Raw genomic sequence first — 22278 nt, forward strand, 5'->3', positions numbered from 1 at the left:
AACTAACTATGTCGACCGTCATCGGTTAGCCGTGATTTCAACGCTGCCAGAGTGCGCAATCAAAGGCACCGGACACTGAACCAACAAGGAGCCAGTTGTACATGGAAGTTCTTCTGCACGTTAGGGCTGGCCCGCTCGCGGGCTATCAAGAGAAGGATGTCTTGATGAGAGCGTCGCGGCATGCACGCTCGGATTAAACATCATTTATCACCTGACAACTTCCTCCCATGGAGGAATGCGTGTGCCTGTTCTGTGGAACGTAGTGGTGGATTCTGAAAGACCTGAACTTTCATCAAATCAAAAGACCGCGCGGAAGGTGATACAACCATGTTCAACCTACATCACAAGGCTGACCTGCAGGAAATCGAGCGTTTCAGCTGCGCCTTGACCGAAGCCAACGCCAAGCTCGAAGCGATCAGCCGCTCGATGGCGATGATCGAATTTACCCCCGAAGGCATTGTTCTGGATGCCAACGAAAACTTCTGCAAGACCATGGGTTACAGCGCCGAGGAAGTGCGTGGCAAACATCACCGGGTATTCTGCGAAGAAGCGTTTTACCGCAGCGAGGAATACGCCAGATTGTGGCGTGACCTGGCCCGGGGCGAGCCGATCAGCGGCACGTTTCTGCGCTTGAACAAGTCCGGCAGGGAGATCTGGCTTGAAGCCAGTTACATGCCGGTGTACGGCCCGGACAAACAAGTCAGAAGCGTCATAAAAGTTGCCGCCGACATCACCGCCCGGGTCAACAAAGAGCACGAAGAAGAAAGCATGCTGGCGGCAATCAGCCGTTCGATGGCGGTGATCGAGTTCACCCCGGAAGGCAATGTGATTACCGCCAACGACAACTTTCTGCGCACCATGCAATACACGCTGCCGGAAATCGTCGGCCATCACCACAGCCTGTTCTGCCACCGTTCCGAATCCGAATCGGCGCAGTACAAAGCGTTCTGGGCGTCGCTCAATCGCGGCGAATATCACTCGCACCGTTTCGAGCGCAAGAACAAGTCCGGACAGATGGTTTATCTCGAAGCCTCGTACAACCCGCTGTTCGACACCAAGGGCCGTCTGTACAAGGTGGTGAAGTTTGCCAGTGACATCACCCAGCAGATGACCACGCTGCAGAACGCCGCGGAATCGGCCCACAGCACCTCGGTACAGAACGATGCCTGCGCGCAAAAAGGCTCACAGGTGGTGCAGCAGACGGTTCAGATCATCCAGGACATTTCCCGCGACCTCAACGAAGCGGCGCGGAGCATCGATGCGGTGAACAAGCAGTCGGACATCATCGGCACCATCGTCCAGACCATTCGCGGGATCGCCGACCAGACCAACTTGCTGGCGCTCAACGCCGCCATCGAAGCGGCCCGGGCCGGTGAGCACGGGCGCGGGTTTGCCGTGGTCGCGGATGAGGTGCGCAGTCTCGCGGCGCGCACCAGTCAGGCGACCCTGGAGATTGTCGAAGTGGTGCGCAAAAACCATGACCTGTCGCTGAGCGCGGTGTCGAGCATGCAGTCGAGCCTGAGCCGCACCGGGCTGGGTGTGGAACTGGCGAACGAGGCGGGGGAGGTGATCCTGGAGATTCAGCAGGGTTCGCGACATGTGGTGGATGCGATCGGGCAGTTCAATGCGACGTTGCAATTGAATTAGCCGCCACGCCGAACACCTGTAGGAGCTGCGGCACGCTGCGATCTTTTGATTTTGTTTTTTTAGATCAAAAGATCGCAGCGTGCCGCAGCTCCTACATGGGTTTGCAGTCAAAGCGCCGCGAGAAACTTGTCCGCCAGTTTGTCGCTGTCCTTGACGTCATTGGCGTTGTCTTTTTCCGTCTGCGCCAGTTTCATCTTGTCCTGCAGACGCTCGGCGATCTCTTTGCCGATGGCCAGTTGTTTCTCCGGCGGCATGGCTTTGATGTCGTCTTCGGTGATGCCCATGCTTTGAAGGATACTGTCGCGCAGACGCTGTTCCGGCGACTTGCTCATGTAGTCCTTGAACGCGTCGGTGGCCGAGGTGCCGCTGGTGCTGCCGGCAGTCGTGGCGTCGGTGGTTTGCAGGCCGACACGGGTCTTGGCGAAGGCTTCGTCGACGTTATCGCTGATGCGCGTGGCGGCGGCCACTTGCTGGGTGGCGATCTGCGTGGCCGAATCCTGGACCTTGGAGGTCGCATCGGTGGCTTGCGACTGAGTCTGGTTCTGCAGCGATTGCAACATGGCGCCGTGCAGGCCGCTTTGCAGACCGGCAGCGGCGGTCGTGGTCGCGTCATCCGCCAACCGCTTGGGCAGGTGGATGAGTTGCTGCTGTTTGGCACTGACCAACATCATGATGGAGACCTTTGGATAATTGCTGACGGGCATATCCGAGCAATTAGCGTGCCTTTGCAGCAAATCCCGCTATTTCAAGGCTTTACTGTTGGTGCATGCGCAATCAGGCGGTCATCCGTTGCCGCCGGGCGGCAGAGGATGACCGTGTGGCCGTCAGCGATGGGCAATGTTTTCCAGTGCCAGATTGCGCGTGCGCGGGCCGAACCCGCCGATGGTCAGCATCACGATCAGCATGCTGCTGACGATGAACGCCAGCACGCCGGGCGTGCCGAAGTGGTCGAGGAACAACCCGATCAACAGGCTGCTGAACACTGTCGACAAGCGACTGAACGAATAACAGAAACCCACCGCCCGGGCGCGGATGTTGGTGGGGAACAGTTCGCTCTGGTACGAGTGATAACTGAAACTCAGCCAAGCGTTGCAGAAGGTGATCATCACCCCGCAGAAGATCAGGCCGAAGGCGCTGGTCTGTAACGCGAACAAGGTGCCGAAGGTCATGGCGCCAAGGGCTGAGCCGACGATCTGCCATTTGTTCTCGAAACGGTTGGCGAACTTCACGAACAGCAATGGCCCGAGCGGGTAGGCCAGGGTGATGATGAAGGCGTACATCAGGCTGTGAGTGACGCTCACGCCCTGGCCGGAAAGCAGCGCCGGCAGCCAGTTGCCGAAACCGAAGAAACCGATCGCCTGGAACACGTGAAACACGATCAACATCAGCGCCCGACTCCGATACGGTGGTTGCCAGATATCGGCGAAACGGCCCTTGCCCTCGACATCCACAGGCACCGCTTCCGGGGCGTCCAGCGGTTGTCGGTGATCCTTCTCGCAGCGGGCTTCGATGGCGTCGAGAATCTTGTTCGCTTCATCGAAACGCCCATGCTGCGCCAGCCAGCGCGGCGACTCCGGCAGACGCTTGCGCAGCCACCAGATGAACAGCGCAAACACCGCGCTCGCAAGCACCACCCAACGCCAGCCCGACACACCGAACGGCGCCTGCGGCACCAGCCACCACGACATCAACGCCACCGCTGGCACCGAGAGAAACTGCACGAAAAAGGCGAAGGCAAACGCCGAACTGCGCATGCGCTTGGGCACCAGTTCCGAGAGGTAGGCGTCGATGGTCACCAGCTCGATACCGAGGCCAATCCCCACCAGAAAACGCATGCAGATGATGCCCAGCGCCGAGCTTTGAATGCCCATCAGCACCGTGGCCACCGTGTACCAGACCAGCGCAAAGGTGAAGATCGCGCGGCGGCCGAAACGATCGGCCAACGGACTGAGCAGGCTGGCGCCGAGAAACAGACCCAGGAAGGTCGCCGACGCGAACGCCGCCTGATCGGAGAAACCGAACACACCCTGATTGCCGGTGGCGAAGATCCCGTCACGGATCAGCCCGGGGCTGATGTAGGCCGTCTGGAACAAATCGTAGAGTTCGAAGAAGCCGCCAATCGACAACAGCGCCACCAGTCGCCAGATGGTGGCGACGGCGGGCAGGCGGTCGATGCGAGCGGAAATCTCGGCGGCGCGTATCGGATCGATGCCGTCGCATGGCGCGGCGGCGGGGGCGTGAGCAGTCATGGGGCTGGTCCATTTTTTATTGATGGAAAAGCTTAGCCTGCTATCGGAGTGGATGGATTGTGAATATCGGCGGTTCTCCCGCAGATACCGCCGATTTTTCGCAATAACTGCTTACGAATTAACGATTTATGCCGCTGCGGCCGAGTCGGGCAGCGCTGAGGCCGGCAGGCCGAAAATGCGATCGAACAGCCAGTTGAAGGTGAACGTGTAGCACGGGATGAAGATAATCAGCGCCAGATCCAGCAGGAACGCCTGCACCAGACTGATGTTCATCCACCAGGCGATCAGCGGGATCAGGAACACGATCAGTGTCAGCTGAAAACCCACGGCGTGGGCGATACGCCGCTTGACCGTGCGGGTGCGTGACTGCTGGCGGCTTTCCCAGTGCTCGAACAGCGAGGTGTAGATGAAATTCCAGGTCACGGCGATGGTGGTGATGATCACCGCCAGCGGGCCGGTGCTGCCCGGTGAAGTGCCGGACAACAGCGCCAGGCCGAGGGCGGAGAAGGTCATGCCGATCACTTCGTAAAGCGATACATAGACCAGTTTGCGTTTGACGCCTTGCATGGGGATTTGCCTCTTTCTTGCAATGTGTTGGCCAGCGGGGCTGGCGGAGGCGGCGAAAGATAGCTTCAATAGTGGTGACAGAAAAAGTCAGTAGCTTTCAGTTTTGGTGATAGGTGGTGGTTTGAATTTCAACAGCGACAGCATCGAGCTGTTTCTTGCGGTGATTGATCGTGGCTCGTTCTCCGCCGCCGCCCGCGCTTTGGGCAGGGTGCCTTCGGCGGTCAGCATGGGCATCGGCAATCTTGAGGCGGAGCTTGGCTATGCCTTGTTCGACCGCAGCCATCGCGAACCGCAGCCAACCGCGATGGCGCTGTCACTGGTGCCCCATGCGCGGTTGATTGCCGAGCAGCTCAAGCAGCTGCAAGTGCACGCGGTGGAGTTGTCGTTGGGGCTGGAGAGCAAGCTGTCGATTGGTGTGGTCGCCGACATCGATCGCCGGCGCTTGCTCGCCGCGATCAAGGTGATTGCCGAGCGTCATCCGTTGCTCGACATCGAAGTGCTGACCGCGCCGCAGGACGATGTGCTGGCGATGCTGCACCGTGGCCGCGTCAGCGTCTGTCTGGCGTTCGCCGGGTTGAGCATGAACGTGCTGGAGCGTTTTCAGTTTGTCGGCAGCGAACGGATGATCGCCACGCTGGCGGCAGACAGTCCATTGTTGCGGGGGCAGGATCTGTTTCTCGAAGATCTCGTGCATGTGCGGCAGATCTTCGTCGCCAGTCGCGACTTGCCGATCAGCGAAACCCGGCCGCTGGTGGCCGAATCGCACTGGCGCACCGATACGCTGGAGGCGGCGCTGGAGATGGTCGAGGCAGGACTGGGCTGGGGCAATTTCCCGTTGTCGGTGGTGCAGCCGTGGCTGGACAGCGGGCGCTTGCAGCGCCTGAATTTTCGCAACATCGAAAACGGCCTGGTACTGCCCGTGCACGCGGTGTGGCTCAAGAGCCAGCCACTGCAGAAGGGCGCATCGGCCCTCGTCGAACTGCTCAGCCACTGACCGCAACACATTCCCCCTGTAGGAGCTGCCGAAGGCTGCGATCTTTTGATCTTGATCTTGAAAAGCAAAATCAAAAGATCGCAGCCTTCGGCAGCTCCTACATGGGAAGGGGCTTCAGGTACTCTCGCGAATCTTCAATTCAAAACCCATATCCTCAACCGGCCGCGCCACGCTGTTGCCGGCCATCAACGTCAACATCTGCTCCGCCGCGCGCCGGCCAATCGCCTCGCGCGGGGTGTTGATGCTGCTCAGGCGCGGCACCATGTGCTCGGACATCGGCAAGTCGTTGAAGCCGAGAATCGCCACCTGCTCGGGGATCTTGATCCCGTTGCGCAGCGCTTCGAGCAGGGCGCCCTGCGCCAGGTCGTCGTTACCAAAGAAGATCGCATCGACGTCCGGATGCGCCGCCAGCAGTTGCAGGAACAGCTCTCCGCCTAATCCCACCGACGAGGAGCGCGGGGTCAGCACTTCCAGGTCCGGGTCATAGCGCCCGGCCTTCTGCAGGGCTTTGCGAAAACCTTCGCCGCGCAACAAGGTGCGCTGATCGAGTTGTGCGCCGATATAGGCCAGACGCTTGCGACCGCGCGAGAGCAAATGTTCGGCCGCGGTTTCGCCGGCGCTGAGCTGCGAGAAACCCACGCAATTCACGCCGGCCGCGCTGTCCAGTTCCATCATGTACACGCAGGGAATGTTGCTGGCCTCGATCATCCGTCGCGAACTTTCCGTGCGATCAAACCCGGTCAACAGCAAACCACGCGGCTGATAAGCCATGTAATTGCGCAGCAGGTTTTCTTCTTCATCGCGTGAATAGTGGAAGTTGCCGATCAGCACTTCGAAGCCCTTGGGTGTCAGCACCCGATGAATGGCTTCCAGCGTATCGATGAACAACAGGTTGGACAGCGACGGCACCAGCACCACCACTGAATGGCTCTGCGCCGAGGCCAGGGCGCGGGCGGCAGGGTTGACCACGTAATTGAGTTCGAGCGCGGCTTTCTGCACTTTTTCCACCAGTTCGGTGGCCACGGTGCTGACCCCGCGCAAGGCGCGGGACGCGGTAATCGGGCTCACGCCGGCAAGGCGGGCAACTTCATTAAGGGTGGGACGGCCGGTGGTGCGAGTGTTTTTATCGTTTTTAGGGGTGGTCATCGGGCGGCTTGCCAAACAAAAATCAAGGCACTAAGGTAGCGCTGTCCTGATGCAGCTGCAAATGCGTAAGCGAGGTCCTGCCTGATCCTCGCTTTTTGGCGTTGGGCGACAACCTGCTGCAACCCAAAAAAACGACAAGAAGGCGTCGGCAACTTCTGCCTGTGCACTAGAGTCATAGCTAGCAAAGGTAGCGCTGTCTGCGCGCTGAGGTGTTATATGAGTCATCCCATCACCGCCCTGGTCATCATGGGCGTTGCCGGTTGCGGCAAGACGTGCGTCAGCGAGGCCCTGTGCCAATTGAGCGGCGCCACTGCCATTGAAGGCGATACTTTTCATCCGGCCGCCAACATCGAAAAGATGAGCGCGGGGATCCCCTTGAACGACGACGACCGTGCCGGCTGGCTCGACAGCCTGTGCGTTGAGTTGCGTCGTGTCGATGCACTCGGCGAGCGTCCGGTGCTGACCTGCTCGGCGCTTAAACACAGTTACCGCGAAGTGCTGCGCAGTGCCTTGCCGGGCCTGGGCTTCGTGTTTCTCGAACTGACCCCTGAAGTGGCTGCCGACCGCGTGTCCCATCGCCCGGGTCATTTCATGCCGGCGACGTTGATCGAAAGCCAGTTTGCCACCCTCGAATCGCCGGTCGGCGAGCCGTTGACCCTGGCGCTGAATGCTTCGATCCACAGCGTTGAAGAGCTGGCGGCCCAGGCGCACGTCTGGTGGCAGGCTCATGGTCTGAAACAGGCGGTATGAGTGTGTTGAAAGAGCTAGCGCTGTCCTCACGAATTCTGTTTAACCCGCTTTAATAACAACAACAAGCCAGGAGACACCCCCAATGTTTGGCATGTCCCACGACGCCTACCTGCTGCTCGATGCAGTGGTCACGGTAATCGGTCTGATTATCCTGATCACCAAATTCAAGATTCACCCCTTCATCGCCCTGACCATCGCGGCCGCGTTCCTCGGCCTGACGTCCGGCATGCCGATCGGCACCATCATCAAGGCGTTCCAGGACGGCTTCGGTGGCGTGCTCGGTTTCGTCGGCATCATCCTTGCGCTGGGCACCATGCTCGGCAAAATGATGGCCGAATCCGGTGGCGCCGATCAGATCGCGCAGACCCTGATCCGCGCGTTCGGCAAGGACAAAGTGCAGTGGGCCATGATGTTCGCCGCGTTCCTGGTCGGTATTCCGCTGTTCTTCGAAATCGGCTTCGTGCTGCTGATTCCGCTGGTGTTCATCGTTGCCCGACGCACCGGGGTGTCGATCATCAAGATCGGTATTCCGCTGCTCGCCGGTCTGTCTGCGGTACACGGTCTGGTGCCGCCGCACCCGGGCCCGCTGCTGGCAATCGGCGTGTTTGGTGCCGACATCGGCAAGACCATCCTCTACGGTCTGATCGTTGCGCTGCCGACCGCCATCATCGCCGGCCCGATCTTCGGTACGTTCATTGCCAAGCACATTCCCGGCACGCCGAATCAGGAACTGGTCGATCAACTGGCCCGCGAAACCGATTCGCAGAACCTGCCGAGCTTCAGCATCACCCTGGTCACTGTGCTGCTGCCGGTGTTCCTGATGCTGCTGAAAACCTTCGCTGACGTCGCGCTACCGGACGGTCATTTCTTCCGCACCTGGATGGACATGATCGGCCATCCGATCTCGGCACTGCTGCTGGCCTTGCTGCTGTCGCTGTACACCTTCGGTCACAAGCAGGGCATCGGTTCACAGCAGATGCTCAAGTGGCTGGACGCGAGCCTGGCGCCGACCGCCGCGATCATCCTGATCATCGGTGCCGGTGGTGGCTTCAAGCAGATGCTGGTGACCAGCGGCGTGGGCGACGTGATCGGCCACATGGCGGTCAGCGCGCAGATCTCGCCGATCCTGCTGGCGTGGCTGGTGGCGGCGGTGATTCGTATCGCCACCGGTTCGGCCACCGTGGCGACCATCACGGGCGCCGGCATCGTGGTGCCGGTGGTGGGGATGATTCCGGGCGTCAACCGTGAACTGCTGGTGCTGGCCACCGGTGCCGGGTCGTTGATCCTGTCCCATGTGAACGACGCCGGTTTCTGGCTGGTGAAGCAGTACTTCAACATGACCGTGGCCGAGACGTTCAAGACCTGGACAGCGATGGAAACCATCCTGTCGGTGGTGGGCCTGGGCTTCATTCTGTTGCTGTCGCTGTTCGTGTAAGCGGCGTTTTGCAGGCACAAAAAAAACCGCAGCGATGCGGTTTTTTTGTGGGTGATGATCTTTGCAAACACGGCACCTGTAGGAGCTGTCGAGTGAAACGAGGCTGCGATCTTTTGATTGTAAAAAACAAGATCAAAAGATCGCAGCCTTCGGCAGCTCCTACAGGGGATGTGTGTCAGTTATTTGGTAACTAACCCATCCGCCCGGAACATCCCCCGAATCCCGCGCACCGCCTGCCGAATCCGGTCCTGGTTTTCGATCAGTGCGAAGCGCACATGATCATCGCCATACTCACCAAAACCCACCCCCGGCGAGACACAGACCTTGGCCTCGGCCAGCAGCTTCTTGGCAAACTCCAGCGAGCCCAGATGCGCGTAAGCCTCGGGAATCTTCGCCCAGACGTACATCGACGCCTTCGGATTCTCGACCATCCAGCCCAGCTCGTGCAGGCCTTTGACCAGCACGTTACGGCGCTGGCGATACTGTTCGGCGATGTCACGCACACATTGCTGATCGCCTTCCAGCGCAGCAATCGCCGCCACTTGCAGCGGAGTGAAAGTGCCGTAGTCGTGGTAGCTCTTGATCCGCGCCAGGGCGTTGACCAGTTCCGGGTTGCCGACCATGAAACCGATGCGCCAGCCGGCCATGTTGTAGCTCTTGGACAGGGTAAAAAACTCCACCGCAATGTCCTTGGCGCCCGGCACCTGCATGATCGACGGGGCTTTCCAGCCGTCGTAGACGATGTCGGCATAGGCCAGGTCGTGCACCACCAGTACGTCGTACTGCTTGGCGAGGGCGATCACCCGTTCGAAGAAATCCAGCTCCACGCACTGTGCGGTGGGGTTGGACGGGAAGCCGAGGATCATCATCTTCGGCTTCGGGATCGAACCGCGAATGGCCCGTTCCAGCTCGGCGAAGAAGTCCACGCCCGGCACCAGCGGCACCGAACGCACCTGGGCACCGGCAATCACCGCGCCGTAGATGTGAATCGGGTAGCTCGGGTTCGGCACCAGTACCGTGTCGCCCTGATCCAGGGTCGCCAGCATCAAATGCGCCAGGCCTTCCTTGGAACCGATGGTGACGATGGCTTCGCTTTCCGGGTCGATGTCGACCGCGTAGCGTTCCTTGTACCAGTTGGAAATCGCCCGGCGCAGACGTGGAATGCCCTTGGACGTGGAGTAACCGTGGGTGTCTTCACGTTGGGCAACTTGTACCAGTTTTTCGACGATGTGCGGCGGCGTGGCCCCGTCGGGGTTGCCCATGCTCAAGTCGATGATGTCTTCACCACGGCGCCGCGCGGCCATCTTCAGCTCGGCGGTGATGTTGAAAACGTAAGGGGGGAGTCGATCTATGCGCGCAAAGCGGCGCGGCGAACCTTGTTCAGCCATTGTTGCCTCGGATAACGTAAGCGCCCGGAACCGTCCGAGCGACGCTGGTCACTGCGGTGACCTGTGGCGGAAGATAAGGGCTGTGATGGCAGGCTGTCCAGCCTGCATGTAAACAAATTTTTCCCAAGGAAATCGGTAGATGGAATTCACCAGCGGCTTCTTGCTGAGCCTTTCGCTGTGCCTGGACATCGGCGTAGCCAACATCGCAATGATCACCCTGGCGATGCAGCGCGGTTACTTTCAGGGCTTCGCGCTGGGCCTGGGCACCTGCGTCGGTGACCTGATCTACGCGGTGCTGGCGCTGGCCGGCATGACCGTGCTGCTGCAGTACGAAAGCGTGCGCTGGGTGCTGTGGATCGGCGGGTCGGCGCTGCTGATTTACTTTGCGGCGAAGATGATCTATTCGGCGATTCACCACGAGGCGCAGTTGGCTGCGACCGCCGAGGTGGGGCAGAACTCGCATCGCAAGGAGTTCTTTCGCGGGATTTTCCTCGCCATGTCTTCACCGAGCGCGATTCTCTGGTTCGCCGCGGTGGGCGGCACCCTGATCGCCCGCTCCGGTGGCGGTGGCCCTGCAAGTTCGGCGCTGTTCCTCGGCGGCTTCCTGTGCGCCGGGCTGCTGTGGTCGGCCGGGCTGTGCTTCGCCGCGAGCCACGGCGGCAAGTTGCTCGGCGACAAGCTGTTGCGCTACTCGTATATGGCATCGGCAGCGATCTTCTGCTATTTCGCGGTGTACGTGATCGTATCCGGTTATAACGAGTTCGTCGGTTCCGGGGCCGCCGACCAGTTGCACGCCCTGTAGCATTGCGAATCGGGTTTGGCTTCTATACTCAGCAGCCGAACCCCTTCTTTTGTTCCAGGAGTCGAGTCATGGATGAGCAAAAACGCGTCGAAGTGGCTGAACCTCGCTTCGAACATGGACACTTCCTGCTGATCGCAGGATTTCGTGGTCGATTTACCCAGGACACCGCCAAGGACATCCCCGCGCTGTGGGAAAGGTTCTTGCCGCACTTGGGAAAGATACAGGGACAAAAAAACGAAGTGACCTACGGCGTCTGCAGCAATTTCGACGGCCAGGGTGGCTTCGATTACATCGCCGGGGTGGAAATCAGCAAGCTCGACGACCTCGACCAGAAGGTCTATCAGTGGGTCGAAGTGCTGCCTCGTCAGTACGCCGTATTCGAGCACAAGGGACCGCTCGATCAGTTACCTCAGACTCTGCAATACATCTACAAAACCTGGCTGCCGACTTCCCACTATGTGGAGCTCAACGCCCCGGAGCTGGAACGCTACAGCGCCGATTTCAATCCGCGACTGCACACCGGCAAACTGGAAATCTGCGTGCCGGTCGATACCAAAGCCTGAACCATAACGATGAGGCGGATCACTGATCCGCCTCATGTTGTTCAACCGCGCTTGCCTTTGCCCAGCCGTCGCGCCCGCAACAGGTCGATGCCCAAGGTGATAAAGCCGAACGTACTGATGCCCAACACCATCAACAGGCCGATTTCAACGCTGCTCATAAGCGGTTACCCCCAAGGGTGATCAGAGACACACCGCAGAAATAGCCTGCCGCCCGCACGAAGAAAAGCGCTTATACGCAAGCTTTACGCCCCCCGCGCGGATCGATATGCACACCTTATTCCTTTATGCTTTGCGCACTTTTCTCCGCTGATTTTCGAGCTGCCATGAACACCGTCATCCGCAACGTCACCGCCGCCGACCTGGACCGCTGCTACGCCATCGAAACCGTTGCCTACGAAGGCGATGAAGCCGCCACGCGCGAAAAGATCGCTACGCGCATCGCCACCTGGCCGGAGGGTTTTATCGTCGCCGAAGTGGAGGGCGTGGTCGCCGGGTTCATCAATTCGGGCGCGGCGTTTGACGTGCAGATGTCCGACGAGGCGTTCAAGGAACTGATCGGCCACGACCCCAAAGGGCCGAACGTGGTGATCATGTCGGTGGTGGTGCACCCGGACTATCAGGGGCAGGGCCTGGCCAAGCGATTGATGGCCGAATTCATCGAGCGCATGCGCGGGATGGACAAGGCGACGATTCATCTGATGTGCAAGGAACGACACATTGCGCTGTACGCCGGATTCGGCTTTGCCTACATCAAGCCGTCGGAGTCAGACCATGGCGGGATGGCGTGGCACGAGATGATCCTGACCCTCTGAACCTGACTCAAACTCCCCTGTAGGAGCTGCCGCANGATCAAAAGATCGCAGCCTGCGGCAGCTCCTACAAAGGGGTCGGGTGGGTCAGTAGAGGGTGTCGATTACCCGCTTCGGTGCTTCGCGATCGTAGGTCTCAGCATCGAACTGCCCGCCGTTCAAACGCTTGTGAAACGCGCCCGCAGTGGGCAGCGCCGAGCGCGGCAGGTGAGTCTCGGGGTTCCACGCATCTGAACGCACAAACGCTTTCGAACAATGGAAAAACGCCGCCTCCACCGTCACCAGCAGCACCGTTTTTGCCGGTTTGCCGTTCACCGCAAAGCTTTCCAGCAGTTCGGGATCGGCGCTGATGGTCGCGGTGCCGTTGACCCGCAAGGTCTCGCCGATCCCCGGAATGATGAACAGCAGCGACACCCGTGGATCCTGCAGCACATTGCGCAAGGTATCGATGCGGTTGTTGCCCGGGCGATCCGGCAGGGCCAGGGTGTTCTGGTCGATGATCCGCACAAATCCCGGCGCATCGCCGCGTGGCGAATTGTCCAGGCCGTCGGCGCCCACCGAGCTGACGATCACCAGCGGCGAAACCCGCACCATCGCCTGATAATCCTCGTTGAGAAAACCGATCTGCTTGCGCACCGCGCGCTCGTGGGGCAGGCCGTAAACAGCTTCCAGTGCTTCGATTGAATCGATCATCGTGCATCCCTCGATGATTTAGAAAAACAGCCCCATGCGCCGCTCGTAACCGATCCGGCCCTTGTACGCTTCGCCGCTGTCGACGAAACCGTGTTTGGCGTACAGCGCGATCGCCGCGTCGTTATCGGCATCCACCGACAGTTCCAGCCCTTTGATCTCCGGCCATGCTTCACGCGCGACGTCGGGCAAGGCCTGCAGGCAGGCCTTGCCATACCCCTTGCCTTGCGCGCGGTGATCGACCTGCAAGGCGTGCAGGGTGGCGCTGTGTTCATCGGCCCAGGCTGGCAACACCGGCGGGCGCTTGAGCAGCAGGAACGCCACCGGCACTTGATCGGCCAGCAGGGCAAAGCCTTTCACGCCGGGGCCGGGTTTGGACAGCAGCGTATGCAGCGCACCGTGAATGTCGCCGGAAAACTTGATCTGCTCGGGATGGATTTCAATCGCCTCGACCTGCTGACGCTGCAAGGCGTTCAGGCTGTCGTACGGCACGAGTTGGGCTGACACGGGAATTTCCTTTTTCCTACAAAGGTAAGCCTTGGATTCTAGCGATTTTGTCTTTGGCGGAAATTTTTTGTTTCGACTGTCGATCTGCCCGATGGCCGAACGACTAAGGGTGTCTTCACTACAAAAACCACGGAGAACACCATGAGCGCACACACTGAAATCCAGGCCCTGATCAACACTTACCGCGAAGCGGTGATGACCAAGAACGTCGACAAAGTGATGGCGTTGTACGCCGACGACATCGTCTCGTTCGATGCGATCAAGGCCCTGCAATTCAAAGGCAAGGCGGCCTACCGCGCGCACTGGGAAGCCTGCATGGAGATGTGCCCCGGCCCGCACGTTTTCGAGTTCCACGAGATCGCCATCGAGACCGCCGACAACCTCGCCTTCGCCCATTGGGTAACGCATTGCGGCGGCACCAACGACAAGGGCGAAACCCAGAGCTGCTGGATGCGCGCCACCGCGTGCTATCGGCAGGTCGGCGGGACGTGGAAAATCGCTCACGAGCACTGGTCGGCGCCGTTCGATCCGATGAGCGGCAGCACGCTGTTCGATGTGCAACCCTGATCTTCAGCCATAGTTGATCCGTTCGATTCAGGAGAAAGCCATGAAGTATCTATGCCTGGTCTACAGCGATGAGCGCCTGCTGCACACCTCGCCCGACAGCCCGGAAGACGCCGAGTGCTGGGCCTATGCCGAGTCGATTGAGGGCAGCGGGCGGATGGTTGCCGCCGAAGCGCTGGAGTCGGTGCAGACGGCGACCACGGTGCGCATGCGCAACGGCAAGCTGTCGATCACCGATGGCCCGTTCGCTGAAACCAAGGAGCAACTGGCCGGGTTTTACCTGATCGATGCCAAGGATCTGAACGAAGCGATTCAGGTCGCCGGCCACATTCCGGCGGCCCGGGTCGGCAGCGTCGAAGTGCGTCCGGTGCGGCAGTTGAATGTCTGAAGTCCGGGCGCGGGTCGAGCAGGTCTATCGCGAAGACTCGCGGCGGATTCTGGCAACCCTGATTCGCCTGCTCGGCGATTTCGACCTCGCCGAAGAAGCCTTGCACGAGGCCTTCTTCGTCGCGGTCGAGCGCTGGCAGCGCGACGGTGTGCCGGACAATCCGCGCACCTGGCTGGTGTCCACCGGGCGTTTCAAGGCCATCGATGTGTTGCGCCGCCGCGCCCGCTTCAAGGCCTCGCAGCCGCTGTTGCTGGCGCAGCTCGAAGAACTGGAACAGGCCGACTGGAGTGGCGAAGACGTGGAAGACGACCGCTTGCGGCTGATCTTCACCTGCTGTCACCCGGCCTTGGCGGCGGATGCGCAAGTGCCGCTGACCTTGCGTGAAGTCTGCGACCTGACCACCGAGGAAATCGCCCGCGCGTTTCTTTCGGCTCCGGCGGCGATTGCTCAGCGCATCGTGCGCGCGAAGGCGAAGATTCGCGATGCGAAAATCCCTTATCAGGTGCCGAGCCTGAACGAGTTGCCGGAGCGCCTCGACAGTGTGTTGCGGGTGATTTATCTGGTGTTCAACGAAGGCTATTCGGCGTCGATGGGCGCTGAGTTGATCCGTGAAGACCTGACCCGTGAGGCGATCAGGCTCGGGCGTTTGCTCATGGAATTGCTGCCGGAGCCGGAGGTCATGGGCTTGCTGGCGTTGATGCTGCTGCATGAGTCGCGGCGACCGGCGCGAACCTCGGCCCAAGGGGAGTTGATTCTGCTCGACGATCAGGACCGCTCGCGCTGGGATGCCGGGTTGATCGCCGAGGGTTGCGCGCTGATCGAGCGTGCGCTGAGTACGCGGCGTTTCGGGCCTTATTGCCTGCAAGCGGCGATTGCTGCGGTGCATGCTGAGGCGCCTTCAGCAGCGGATACGGACTGGCAGCAGATCGTCGGGCTGTATGACGTGCTGTTGCGGGCGGTGCCGTCGCCGGTGATCGAGTTGAACCGCGCGGTGGCAGTGGCCAAGCGCGATGGGGCGCTGGCCGGGCTGACGCTGATCGAGGGGATTCTGGATCGCGGCGAATTGCAGGATTACCACCTCGCGCATTCGGCGCGGGCGGAATTTTGTCGGCAGTTGGGTCGGGTAGAGCAGGCGCGGGCGGCGTATCGGCGAGCACTGGAGCTGACCCGGCAAGAGCCGGAGCGGCGGTTTATCGAGGGGCGGCTGAGCGAACTGGACTGAGCTGAACGCTTCGCTGGCACTGCCGACCTCTTCGCGAGCAGGCTCGCTCCCACCTTTGGAATGCATTTCTCTGTGGGAGCGAGCCTGCTCGCGAATGGGCGCGCCGCTATTCCAGCATCTTGCTCAGCAACCAGCTCCCCGCCGGCCCCGGCGGATAGACCCGCGACCACAACGCATCGACATACACCGGCCGTGGCCAGCCACGCACCGTCAGCTCCACCAGCGAGCCATTGCCGAAACGCGCCACCAGCCAGCGTGGCAACGCCGCCCAGCCGAAGCCCATCTCCGCCATCTCCATCAGCATCAGGTAACTCGGGGCGGACCACACCCGGCCTTTGGCCCGGCTGTCGTAGGGATTGACGATGGTCGCCAGGCGCAACTCGCGATGCTGCTCCAGCACCTGCTGATCGACCTGTTCGAGGCTGGTCAGCACGTGGTCACGTTTGACGAACAGCGCGATGTCGGTGCGCTCGGCGACCGTCGAGGTCACCAGGTCCGGCGGATAGCTGTCGCGCATCTCCGCAAACGCCAGATGGGCGCGGCCACGCTGAACCAGTTCGATCAGGTCGTCGCATTCGGCAATCAGGCATTCCAGCTCCAGGTCCGGATAACGTTGCTCGAAATCGACCAGTGCCGCTTCAAATCGCGCTGACTGGTAGGTGTCGGAAATCGCCACGGTCAGCTTCGGCTCGACGCCTTGGGCCAGTTGCCGGGCGCTCATTGCCATACGATGGGTGGCCGCCAGAATCGCCTCGGCCCGTTGCAGCATCACATGCCCGGCCGGGGTCAGGGTCGGTTTGCGGCTGCTGCGGTCGAACAGCATCAGATCCAGATCGATCTCCAGACTGGCCACCGCCGCACTGATGGTCGACTGACTGCGTCCCAGTTTGCGCGCCGCTGCCGAAAACGAACCCTGAGTGGCCGCTTGCACAAACGCCAACAGCACTTCCTGCGAAGCCATGAACTATCGCCTTGATCGATGGTTATTGGTTATGAAGTATCGGGGCGACGATGGATCATGGCAACTATCTTCACTCAAGGAGTCAGGCCATGACTGCCAGCAAATCCATTACTGAACGTATCCTCCAGGCCATCGGTTTCGAGTGTCTGGCGATCCTGATCTGCACGCCGTTGCTGGCGTGGATCATGGACAAACCGCTGCTGGACATGGGCGCGGTGACCGTGCTGATTGCCGCGCTGGCGCTGGCGTGGAACGTGCTGTTCAACGGCTTTTTCGACCGCATGCTCAAACGCCTGCACGTCGCGCACAACGCCTGGACGCGTGTGGTTCATGCGCTGCTGTTTGAGGGCGGGTTGATCGTGATGGGCGTACCGCTGATTGCCTGGTGGCTGTCGGTCAGCCTGTGGCAGGCGTTCTTGCTGGACATCGGCGTGCTGCTGTTTTTCCTGCCGTACACCTATGTGTATCACTGGGGGTATGACGTGGTGCGCGAGCGGTTTGTGACCCGCCGGGTATGCGCGGGATAACCACAACCTGTGGCTAATGCAAAACCTGTGGCGAGGGGATTTATCCCCGATGGGGCGCGTAGCGGCCCCTCTTTTTNTCAAGAAAAGAAGGGCCTGCTGCGCAGTCCATCGGGGATAAATCCCCTCGCCACAGAGGCTCTCACCAAGAAAGTTTTTAGTGAGTCGGGGGTTTAGAGGAACATCCCGCCCGATGCTTCAACCCGCTGCCCGTTGATCCACTGCGCACCCGGCGCCAGCAGCATCGACAGTGCGCCACCGATGTCATCCGGTTGCCCGGCGCGACCCAGTGCGGTGTTGCTGGCGACCATCGCGTTCAACGCCGCGTTGTCGCGCACCGCGCCGCCACCAAAATCAGTCTCGATAGCGCCCGGCGCCAGAATGTTCACGCCGATCTGCCGCGCCCCCAGCTCCTTGGCCTGATAGCGGGTCAACACTTCCATCGCACCTTTCATCGCTGCGTAGGCGGCGTAGCCCGGCAGGCTGAAGCGGGTCAGCCCACTGGAAATGTTGATGATACGTCCACCGTCATTGATCAGCGGCAGCAGTTGCTGAGTCAGGAAGAACGGCCCTTTGAGCTGGATATTCATCAGCAGATCGAACTGTTCCGGGGTGGTCTCGGCAAACAGCGCGTGCACGCCAATCCCGGCGTTGTTGATCAGGAAGTCGAAGCGCGGACGATCAAAGTACTGCAACGCCTGCTCAACCCGCGAAGCGAAATCGGCAAAGGTTTCGCTGCGGCCCACATCCAGTTGCAGCATCACGGCTTTGGCGCCGCGTTGTTCCAGTTCAGCCACCAGCGCCTGGGCTTCATCGGCGCGGCTGTTGTAGGTGCCGATGATGTCCACGCCTTCGGCGGCGAGGTGCAGGGCGGCGTTCTTGCCCAGGCCACGGCTGGCGCCGGTGATCAATGCGATTTTGCGGCTCATGTGAAATCCTCGATTGCGGTGAGTGGGGATGAGCAAAGTTTATTTATCCGCCATGGGGTGATAAACAGGCTGAAACCGGAATCACTGATCGGATCAGCCGAACAATCAACGGGTGTTCTTATGAACAAACTGGAACTGCTGCGCACCTTCGTCCGGGTCAGCGAACTGTCGAGTTTCACCCTGGCCGGCGAGAGTCTCGGGCTGCCGCGCTCGACGGTGTCCGAGCATGTGCAGGCCCTGGAAAGCCTGCTTGGCACGCGCCTGTTGCAACGCACCACGCGCAAGGTGCAGGCGACGCAGGACGGTCTGGTGCTGTATGAACGCAGCAAGGATCTGCTGTCGCACATGGACGAGATCGAGGGGCTGTTTCGCCAGGATCCGGCCTCGCTGAGCGGGCGGATTCGTGTCGACATGCCGAACATCCTCGCGCGGCGCCTGATCATGCCGCTGCTGCCGGAGTTCATGGCGCGCCACCCGAATCTGGAACTGGAAATCAGCAGCACCGACCGCCGCGTCGATCTGCTCAGCGAGGGTTTCGATTGCGTGGTGCGCATCGGCGCGCAGCCGGATCAGTCGGTGGTGGCGCGGCATTTGGGCGACTTCCCGATGATCAACTGCGCCAGCCCCGCGTACCTTGAACGCTACGGCGTGCCGCAGACGCTGGAGGATCTGGCGCAGCATCGACTGGTGCATTACGTCGGGGTGCTCGGTTCGCGCTCGGAAGGGTTTGTGTATGAACAGGGCGGTCAGGTGCGGCGCCTGCCGATGGCCGGCAGTGTCACGGTCAACAGCACCGATGCCTATGAGTCGGCCTGTCTTGGCGGGTTCGGCCTGATCCAGGTGCCGCGCACCGGCATGCAGCCGCACCTGGACACCGGAGAGCTGGTGACGGTGCTGCCGCAGTTCACCGCGCCGGCGATGGGCATTTCAATCCTGTATGCGCGGCAACGGCATTTGCCGCTGCGGGTGCGGGTGTTCATGGAGTGGTTGGGGGAGGTCATCCGCTCGACGCTCTGACGACATCCCCCTGTAGGAGCTGCGGCACGCTGCGATCTTTTGATTTTGCTTCTAACAAAAAGATCNCAAAAGATCGCAGCGTGCCGCAGCTCCTACAGGGATTTGTGGAGTCAGAAGATTTGGGTGAACAGCCAGTACAGGCTGCCCGACAGCAGAATCGCCGCCGGCAAGGTCAGCACCCACGCCATCAGCAGATTGCGGATGGTCTTCATCTGCAAGCCACCGCCATTGGCGACCATGGTCCCGGCCACGCCCGATGACAGCACATGGGTGGTCGAGACCGGCAAACCGAACATGTCCGCCGCGCCGATGGTCAGCATCGCCACGGTTTCCGCCGAGGCGCCCTGGGCGTAGGTCAGGTGGGTCTTGCCGATCTTTTCGCCGACCGTCACCACAATCCGTTTCCAGCCAACCATGGTCCCCAGCCCCAAGGCGATGGCCACGGCGATCTTCACCCACAGTGGAATGAAGCGTGTGGCGTTGTCGATCTGCTGTTTGAACAGTTGCAGTTTGTCCGTGGTGTCGGCGTCGAAATTGCCGACCTTGTTCTTCTCCATCAAGCGAATGCTTTCGCTGGCCAGGTACATGTCGTTGCGCACGTTGCCCATGGCTTCGGCCGGGACTTTCGACAGCGAACCATAGCCTTTGACCTCTTCGCCAATGTGCCCGGTCAGGGCGGCGAGGGCGGGGATCAGTTGCGGCGTGGCTTGCTTGCTGCGCACGTAATCCGACAGCACCGGACGCGGATCGACCGGGGCTGGCAGCGGGGTATTTTTCACCAGCGCTTGCTGGGTGACTTCGGCGACAGCGGCAAACTGCAGCGCCTGATCGGCGGGCATGGTGCGGTTCAAGGCGTAAGCCATGGGCAGGGTGCCGACCAGAATCAGCATGATCAGGCCCATGCCTTTCTGCCCATCGTTGGAGCCGTGGGCGAAAGACACACCGGTGCAGGTGGCGATGAGCAAACCGCGAATCCACCACGGTGGCGGGTTGTTGCCTTGCGGCGCCTTGTACAGCGCGCGGTTCTTGATAAAGGCGCGCATGGCCAGCAGCAACAGCGCCGCGCAGCCGAAGCCCACCAGTGGCGACAGCAACAGCGCGTAACCGATCTTGGTTGCCTGCGCCCAGTCCACGCCGCTGGTGCCGTCGCGTCCGTGCATCAGGGCATTGGCCACGCCGACGCCGATGATCGAGCCGATCAGCGTGTGGGAAGAGGAGGCCGGCAGGCCCAGCCACCAGGTGCCGAGGTTCCACAGAATTGCCGCGATCAGCAGGGCAAAGATCATCGCGAAACCGGCGGACGAACCGACCTGCAGAATCAGCTCCACCGGCAGCAGGGCGATGATGCCGAACGCCACCGCGCCGCTGGACAGCAGCACCCCGAGGAAATTGAAGAAGCCCGACCAGACCACCGCCACATTCGGCGGCAGCGAGTGGGTGTAGATCACCGTCGCGACCGCGTTGGCGGTGTCGTGGAAACCGTTGACGAACTCGAAGCCCAGCGCAATCAGCAACGCCACGCCGAGCAACAGGAACGGGGTCCAGGTGGTGACGGTGGTGCCCAGCTCATGCATGTCGTGCATCAGGCTGTAAGCGGTGAACAACATGCCCATGGCCAGAACCGCGAAGAACACCACGTAAGTGAACGGACCGGGTTTCTTATCAAGTGCCGGCCGGCCGCCGTGGGCGGACGCGGGGCGGGCGGCGGTCAGGGAGGGAGTAGCCATGAGCGGACAATCCTGAGCGAGGGAAGGTTTGTTCGTCATGATCGTTGCTAAATATTACAGAGAGACTGCGATAGATCAGTGTTTGGCGGATTAGCTCACCGCTGATCTGATAGCGAAAATCAAAAGATCGCAGCCTGCGGCAGCTCCTACNTTACCGTGCCCTGTAGGAGCTGCCGCAGGCTGCGATCTTTTGATCTTAATAATCCCCACGCTTGCGAAACGCCCAGCGCCCGGCAATCACGGTAAACGTCGCGACCAGCGCCACCAGAATCCAGAACCCCTCGGGATCCGTCGCCAGCGGCACGCCGCCGACGTTCATGCCGAAGAAACCGGCGATGATGTTGATCGGCAGCGCCAGCACCGTGACCACGGTCAGGGTGAACAGCGTGCGGTTGCTCTGTTCGTTGAGGTTGGCGGCGATTTCTTCCTGGAGCAGTTTGATCCGCTCGCCGAGGGCGGTGAGGTCGTTGATGATCAGCGCAAATTCCTCGGTGGACTTGCGCAGCTCCTTGACGTCCTCCTTCTGCAGCCACGCCGGCGGCCGGTTGAGCAAGCGCAGCAAGGAGCCCGGCTCCAGCGCCAACAGGCGTTGCAGGCGCACCAGCACCCGACGGTTGGCGCCGAGTTCGGCGCGGTTGGTCGACAGGCGTGAGGAGAGCAATTCGTCCTCGACCAGATCGACGCTCATGCTGGTCTTGCGCACGATCTGCGTCAGCACTTCACCCTGATCACGCAGCAAGTGCACCAGCAGTTCCGACGGCGAGCGAAAGCATTCGCCGGCCTTTACCGATGAACGCAATTTGTCCACCGAGTGCAGCGGTTGCAGGCGTGCGCTGACGATCAGTTTGCTGCGCACGCAGACCCACAGCGTCGACACGTCTGAGGACACCATGCTGCTGAGGTTGAACACCACGTCGTTGACCACTGCCAGCAACGCCGAGTCAACGTGTTCGATGCGCGTCGAGCGCGAACCTTCGTGCAGCGCCTCGAAAAACTCTTCGGGCAATTGCAGATGACTTTTCATCCAGCGCTCGCACGCGGCGTGCGCCAGGTTCAGGTGCAGCCAGAGGAATTCATCACGGTCGCTGTCGTCTTGCAGACAACGCAGGGCGGTCGCCGAATCGACTTCGCGGCCACGCTCACCGGGACGAAAACGGAAGCCGTAAAGCAGACCGAACAAATCAGGATCGCGATGACTGAGGTCGAGGCTGTGGTTCATGGAGGCTCGCTGCGAGGAGGGCGTCTGGCGTGGAGTTTTCAGATTCACCTGAGCCGCATCATCGCAACCGGATATGACACTTGTGTGACGACAAAATGACGCCAGATCAATGTCTTACCGGCGGTCGGATTTCCTTCAAGAAGCGCTCTGGTGCGCCGATCACGCTTGGGTTACGTTGCG

At 60.7% G+C, this 22278-nt stretch carries 22 protein-coding genes and 2 pseudogenes; 13 read left to right on the forward strand and 11 right to left on the reverse strand.

Annotation, left to right across the window (positions count from 1 at the left end):
• Positions 1 to 327: 327 nt before the first annotated feature.
• Positions 328 to 1104: pseudogene (locus ACTJKS_RS00200) on the forward strand (PAS domain-containing protein); the annotation flags it as partial.
• 120 nt (positions 1105 to 1224) lie between these two features.
• Positions 1225 to 1647, forward strand: a pseudogene (locus ACTJKS_RS00205) (methyl-accepting chemotaxis protein); the annotation flags it as partial.
• A gap of 107 nt (positions 1648 to 1754) precedes the next feature.
• Here the strand turns inward: ACTJKS_RS00205 and ACTJKS_RS00210 are convergent.
• From ACTJKS_RS00210 to ACTJKS_RS00220, 3 genes are all read right to left on the reverse strand, one after another.
• Positions 1755 to 2315 carry a hypothetical protein gene (locus ACTJKS_RS00210; RefSeq protein WP_222019368.1) on the reverse strand — a complete coding sequence of 187 codons (561 nt, stop codon included), beginning with the start codon at positions 2313 to 2315 and terminating at the stop codon, positions 1755 to 1757.
• A 156-nt stretch (positions 2316 to 2471) separates the two neighbouring features.
• On the reverse strand, positions 2472 to 3896 hold the full coding sequence (locus ACTJKS_RS00215) for an MFS transporter (protein ID WP_262948249.1): 1425 nt from the start codon (positions 3894 to 3896) through the stop codon (positions 2472 to 2474).
• Positions 3897 to 4022: 126 nt separating this feature from the next.
• Positions 4023 to 4463, reverse strand: coding sequence for a PACE efflux transporter (locus ACTJKS_RS00220; protein ID WP_108183572.1), 441 nt, complete (start codon positions 4461 to 4463; stop codon positions 4023 to 4025).
• A 121-nt stretch (positions 4464 to 4584) separates the two neighbouring features.
• Here ACTJKS_RS00220 and ACTJKS_RS00225 point away from each other — a divergent pair, with 121 nt between their 5' ends.
• On the forward strand, positions 4585 to 5457 hold the full coding sequence (locus tag ACTJKS_RS00225) for a LysR family transcriptional regulator (protein ID WP_041066394.1): 873 nt from the start codon (positions 4585 to 4587) through the stop codon (positions 5455 to 5457).
• 114 nt (positions 5458 to 5571) lie between these two features.
• Here ACTJKS_RS00225 and ACTJKS_RS00230 read toward each other — a convergent pair whose 3' ends face one another.
• Positions 5572 to 6603, reverse strand: coding sequence for a LacI family DNA-binding transcriptional regulator (locus ACTJKS_RS00230; RefSeq protein WP_047295927.1), 1032 nt, complete (start codon positions 6601 to 6603; stop codon positions 5572 to 5574).
• A 216-nt stretch (positions 6604 to 6819) separates the two neighbouring features.
• Between ACTJKS_RS00230 and ACTJKS_RS00235 the strand changes: the two genes are divergently transcribed.
• Both ACTJKS_RS00235 and ACTJKS_RS00240 read left to right on the forward strand, forming a co-directional pair.
• Positions 6820 to 7353 carry a gluconokinase gene (locus ACTJKS_RS00235; protein WP_041066400.1) on the forward strand — a complete coding sequence of 178 codons (534 nt, stop codon included), beginning with the start codon at positions 6820 to 6822 and terminating at the stop codon, positions 7351 to 7353.
• Between the two features lie 82 nt (positions 7354 to 7435).
• Positions 7436 to 8788 carry a GntP family permease gene (locus tag ACTJKS_RS00240; protein ID WP_047295923.1) on the forward strand — a complete coding sequence of 451 codons (1353 nt, stop codon included), beginning with the start codon at positions 7436 to 7438 and terminating at the stop codon, positions 8786 to 8788.
• 179 nt (positions 8789 to 8967) lie between these two features.
• On the opposite strand, the gene alaC is transcribed toward ACTJKS_RS00240, so the two are convergent.
• Entirely contained in the window at positions 8968 to 10176 is a 1209-nt protein-coding gene (gene alaC / locus ACTJKS_RS00245) for an alanine transaminase (RefSeq protein ID WP_108183571.1), read from the reverse strand.
• A gap of 139 nt (positions 10177 to 10315) precedes the next feature.
• Here alaC and ACTJKS_RS00250 point away from each other — a divergent pair, with 139 nt between their 5' ends.
• From ACTJKS_RS00250 to ACTJKS_RS00260, 3 genes are all read left to right on the forward strand, one after another.
• On the forward strand, positions 10316 to 10978 hold the full coding sequence (locus ACTJKS_RS00250; protein WP_108183570.1) for a LysE family translocator: 663 nt from the start codon (positions 10316 to 10318) through the stop codon (positions 10976 to 10978).
• 68 nt (positions 10979 to 11046) lie between these two features.
• Positions 11047 to 11541, forward strand: a complete 495-nt coding sequence (locus ACTJKS_RS00255; RefSeq protein ID WP_041066414.1) for a GyrI-like domain-containing protein — start codon at positions 11047 to 11049, stop codon at positions 11539 to 11541.
• Positions 11542 to 11864: 323 nt separating this feature from the next.
• Positions 11865 to 12353, forward strand: coding sequence for a GNAT family N-acetyltransferase (locus tag ACTJKS_RS00260; protein ID WP_041066417.1), 489 nt, complete (start codon positions 11865 to 11867; stop codon positions 12351 to 12353).
• Between the two features lie 84 nt (positions 12354 to 12437).
• Here the strand turns inward: ACTJKS_RS00260 and ACTJKS_RS00265 are convergent, their stop codons facing one another.
• Both ACTJKS_RS00265 and ACTJKS_RS00270 read right to left on the reverse strand, forming a co-directional pair.
• Entirely contained in the window at positions 12438 to 13043 is a 606-nt protein-coding gene (locus ACTJKS_RS00265) for a pyridoxamine 5'-phosphate oxidase family protein (RefSeq protein WP_262948250.1), read from the reverse strand.
• A gap of 18 nt (positions 13044 to 13061) precedes the next feature.
• Entirely contained in the window at positions 13062 to 13547 is a 486-nt protein-coding gene (locus ACTJKS_RS00270; protein ID WP_222018582.1) for a GNAT family N-acetyltransferase, read from the reverse strand.
• A gap of 141 nt (positions 13548 to 13688) precedes the next feature.
• Between ACTJKS_RS00270 and ACTJKS_RS00275 the strand changes: the two genes are divergently transcribed.
• The 3 genes from ACTJKS_RS00275 to ACTJKS_RS00285 are packed head-to-tail and all read left to right on the forward strand — an operon-like array spanning position 13689 to position 15721.
• Positions 13689 to 14114, forward strand: coding sequence for a YybH family protein (locus ACTJKS_RS00275; RefSeq protein WP_108183567.1), 426 nt, complete (start codon positions 13689 to 13691; stop codon positions 14112 to 14114).
• 40 nt (positions 14115 to 14154) lie between these two features.
• A complete protein-coding gene (locus ACTJKS_RS00280; RefSeq protein ID WP_262948251.1) occupies positions 14155 to 14499 on the forward strand; it encodes a YciI family protein in 345 nt (114 codons plus the stop codon).
• Positions 14492 to 15721 carry an RNA polymerase sigma factor gene (locus ACTJKS_RS00285; RefSeq protein WP_108183565.1) on the forward strand — a complete coding sequence of 410 codons (1230 nt, stop codon included), beginning with the start codon at positions 14492 to 14494 and terminating at the stop codon, positions 15719 to 15721. The genes ACTJKS_RS00280 and ACTJKS_RS00285 overlap by 8 nt, the downstream gene beginning before the upstream one ends.
• Before the next feature lie 106 nt (positions 15722 to 15827).
• Here ACTJKS_RS00285 and ACTJKS_RS00290 read toward each other — a convergent pair whose 3' ends face one another.
• Positions 15828 to 16682: a LysR family transcriptional regulator gene (locus ACTJKS_RS00290; RefSeq protein ID WP_108183564.1), complete on the reverse strand. Its 855-nt coding sequence runs from the start codon at positions 16680 to 16682 to the stop codon at positions 15828 to 15830.
• An 89-nt stretch (positions 16683 to 16771) separates the two neighbouring features.
• Here ACTJKS_RS00290 and ACTJKS_RS00295 point away from each other — a divergent pair, with 89 nt between their 5' ends.
• A complete protein-coding gene (locus ACTJKS_RS00295) occupies positions 16772 to 17209 on the forward strand; it encodes a multidrug/biocide efflux PACE transporter (RefSeq protein ID WP_262948252.1) in 438 nt (145 codons plus the stop codon).
• Between the two features lie 170 nt (positions 17210 to 17379).
• On the opposite strand, the gene ACTJKS_RS00300 is transcribed toward ACTJKS_RS00295, so the two are convergent.
• Entirely contained in the window at positions 17380 to 18135 is a 756-nt protein-coding gene (locus ACTJKS_RS00300) for an SDR family NAD(P)-dependent oxidoreductase (protein WP_108183562.1), read from the reverse strand.
• Positions 18136 to 18255: 120 nt separating this feature from the next.
• Between ACTJKS_RS00300 and ACTJKS_RS00305 the strand changes: the two genes are divergently transcribed.
• Positions 18256 to 19152, forward strand: coding sequence for a LysR family transcriptional regulator (locus ACTJKS_RS00305; protein WP_108183561.1), 897 nt, complete (start codon positions 18256 to 18258; stop codon positions 19150 to 19152).
• A gap of 110 nt (positions 19153 to 19262) precedes the next feature.
• Here the strand turns inward: ACTJKS_RS00305 and ACTJKS_RS00310 are convergent, their stop codons facing one another.
• Positions 19263 to 20879 (reverse strand): inorganic phosphate transporter, encoded by a 1617-nt coding sequence (locus tag ACTJKS_RS00310; RefSeq protein ID WP_041066444.1) that lies wholly within the window; start codon positions 20877 to 20879, stop codon positions 19263 to 19265.
• Positions 20880 to 21075: 196 nt separating this feature from the next.
• The gene (locus ACTJKS_RS00315) at positions 21076 to 22098 is read right to left on the reverse strand and encodes a transporter (RefSeq protein WP_198759457.1); all 1023 of its coding nucleotides are present in this window, start codon (positions 22096 to 22098) and stop codon (positions 21076 to 21078) included.
• Positions 22099 to 22278 lie beyond the last annotated feature (180 nt).

The sequence above is a fragment of the Pseudomonas sp. 22189 genome (genome assembly GCF_052045635.1).
Lineage (GTDB): Bacteria > Pseudomonadota > Gammaproteobacteria > Pseudomonadales > Pseudomonadaceae > Aquipseudomonas > Aquipseudomonas parakoreensis.

Excerpts from the sequence above, each read along its gene's own strand:
- ACTJKS_RS00275 (WP_108183567.1), top strand. The coding sequence starts at position 13,689 with ATGAGCGCACACACTGAAATCCAGGCCCTGATCAACACTTACCGCGAA.
- ACTJKS_RS00285 (WP_108183565.1), top strand. The coding sequence starts at position 14,492 with ATGTCTGAAGTCCGGGCGCGGGTCGAGCAGGTCTATCGCGAAGACTCG.
- ACTJKS_RS00240 (WP_047295923.1), top strand. The coding sequence starts at position 7,436 with ATGTTTGGCATGTCCCACGACGCCTACCTGCTGCTCGATGCAGTGGTC.
- ACTJKS_RS00300 (WP_108183562.1), bottom strand. The coding sequence starts at position 18,135 with ATGAGCCGCAAAATCGCATTGATCACCGGCGCCAGCCGTGGCCTGGGC.
- ACTJKS_RS00255 (WP_041066414.1), top strand. The coding sequence starts at position 11,047 with ATGGATGAGCAAAAACGCGTCGAAGTGGCTGAACCTCGCTTCGAACAT.
- ACTJKS_RS00250 (WP_108183570.1), top strand. The coding sequence starts at position 10,316 with ATGGAATTCACCAGCGGCTTCTTGCTGAGCCTTTCGCTGTGCCTGGAC.
- ACTJKS_RS00220 (WP_108183572.1), bottom strand. The coding sequence starts at position 4,463 with ATGCAAGGCGTCAAACGCAAACTGGTCTATGTATCGCTTTACGAAGTG.
- ACTJKS_RS00215 (WP_262948249.1), bottom strand. The coding sequence starts at position 3,896 with ATGACTGCTCACGCCCCCGCCGCCGCGCCATGCGACGGCATCGATCCG.
- ACTJKS_RS00315 (WP_198759457.1), bottom strand. The coding sequence starts at position 22,098 with ATGAACCACAGCCTCGACCTCAGTCATCGCGATCCTGATTTGTTCGGT.
- ACTJKS_RS00295 (WP_262948252.1), top strand. The coding sequence starts at position 16,772 with ATGACTGCCAGCAAATCCATTACTGAACGTATCCTCCAGGCCATCGGT.
- ACTJKS_RS00230 (WP_047295927.1), bottom strand. The coding sequence starts at position 6,603 with ATGACCACCCCTAAAAACGATAAAAACACTCGCACCACCGGCCGTCCC.
- ACTJKS_RS00210 (WP_222019368.1), bottom strand. The coding sequence starts at position 2,315 with ATGTTGGTCAGTGCCAAACAGCAGCAACTCATCCACCTGCCCAAGCGG.
- alaC (WP_108183571.1), bottom strand. The coding sequence starts at position 10,176 with ATGGCTGAACAAGGTTCGCCGCGCCGCTTTGCGCGCATAGATCGACTC.
- ACTJKS_RS00235 (WP_041066400.1), top strand. The coding sequence starts at position 6,820 with ATGAGTCATCCCATCACCGCCCTGGTCATCATGGGCGTTGCCGGTTGC.
- ACTJKS_RS00260 (WP_041066417.1), top strand. The coding sequence starts at position 11,865 with ATGAACACCGTCATCCGCAACGTCACCGCCGCCGACCTGGACCGCTGC.
- ACTJKS_RS00280 (WP_262948251.1), top strand. The coding sequence starts at position 14,155 with ATGAAGTATCTATGCCTGGTCTACAGCGATGAGCGCCTGCTGCACACC.
- ACTJKS_RS00265 (WP_262948250.1), bottom strand. The coding sequence starts at position 13,043 with ATGATCGATTCAATCGAAGCACTGGAAGCTGTTTACGGCCTGCCCCAC.
- ACTJKS_RS00290 (WP_108183564.1), bottom strand. The coding sequence starts at position 16,682 with ATGGCTTCGCAGGAAGTGCTGTTGGCGTTTGTGCAAGCGGCCACTCAG.
- ACTJKS_RS00305 (WP_108183561.1), top strand. The coding sequence starts at position 18,256 with ATGAACAAACTGGAACTGCTGCGCACCTTCGTCCGGGTCAGCGAACTG.
- ACTJKS_RS00310 (WP_041066444.1), bottom strand. The coding sequence starts at position 20,879 with ATGGCTACTCCCTCCCTGACCGCCGCCCGCCCCGCGTCCGCCCACGGC.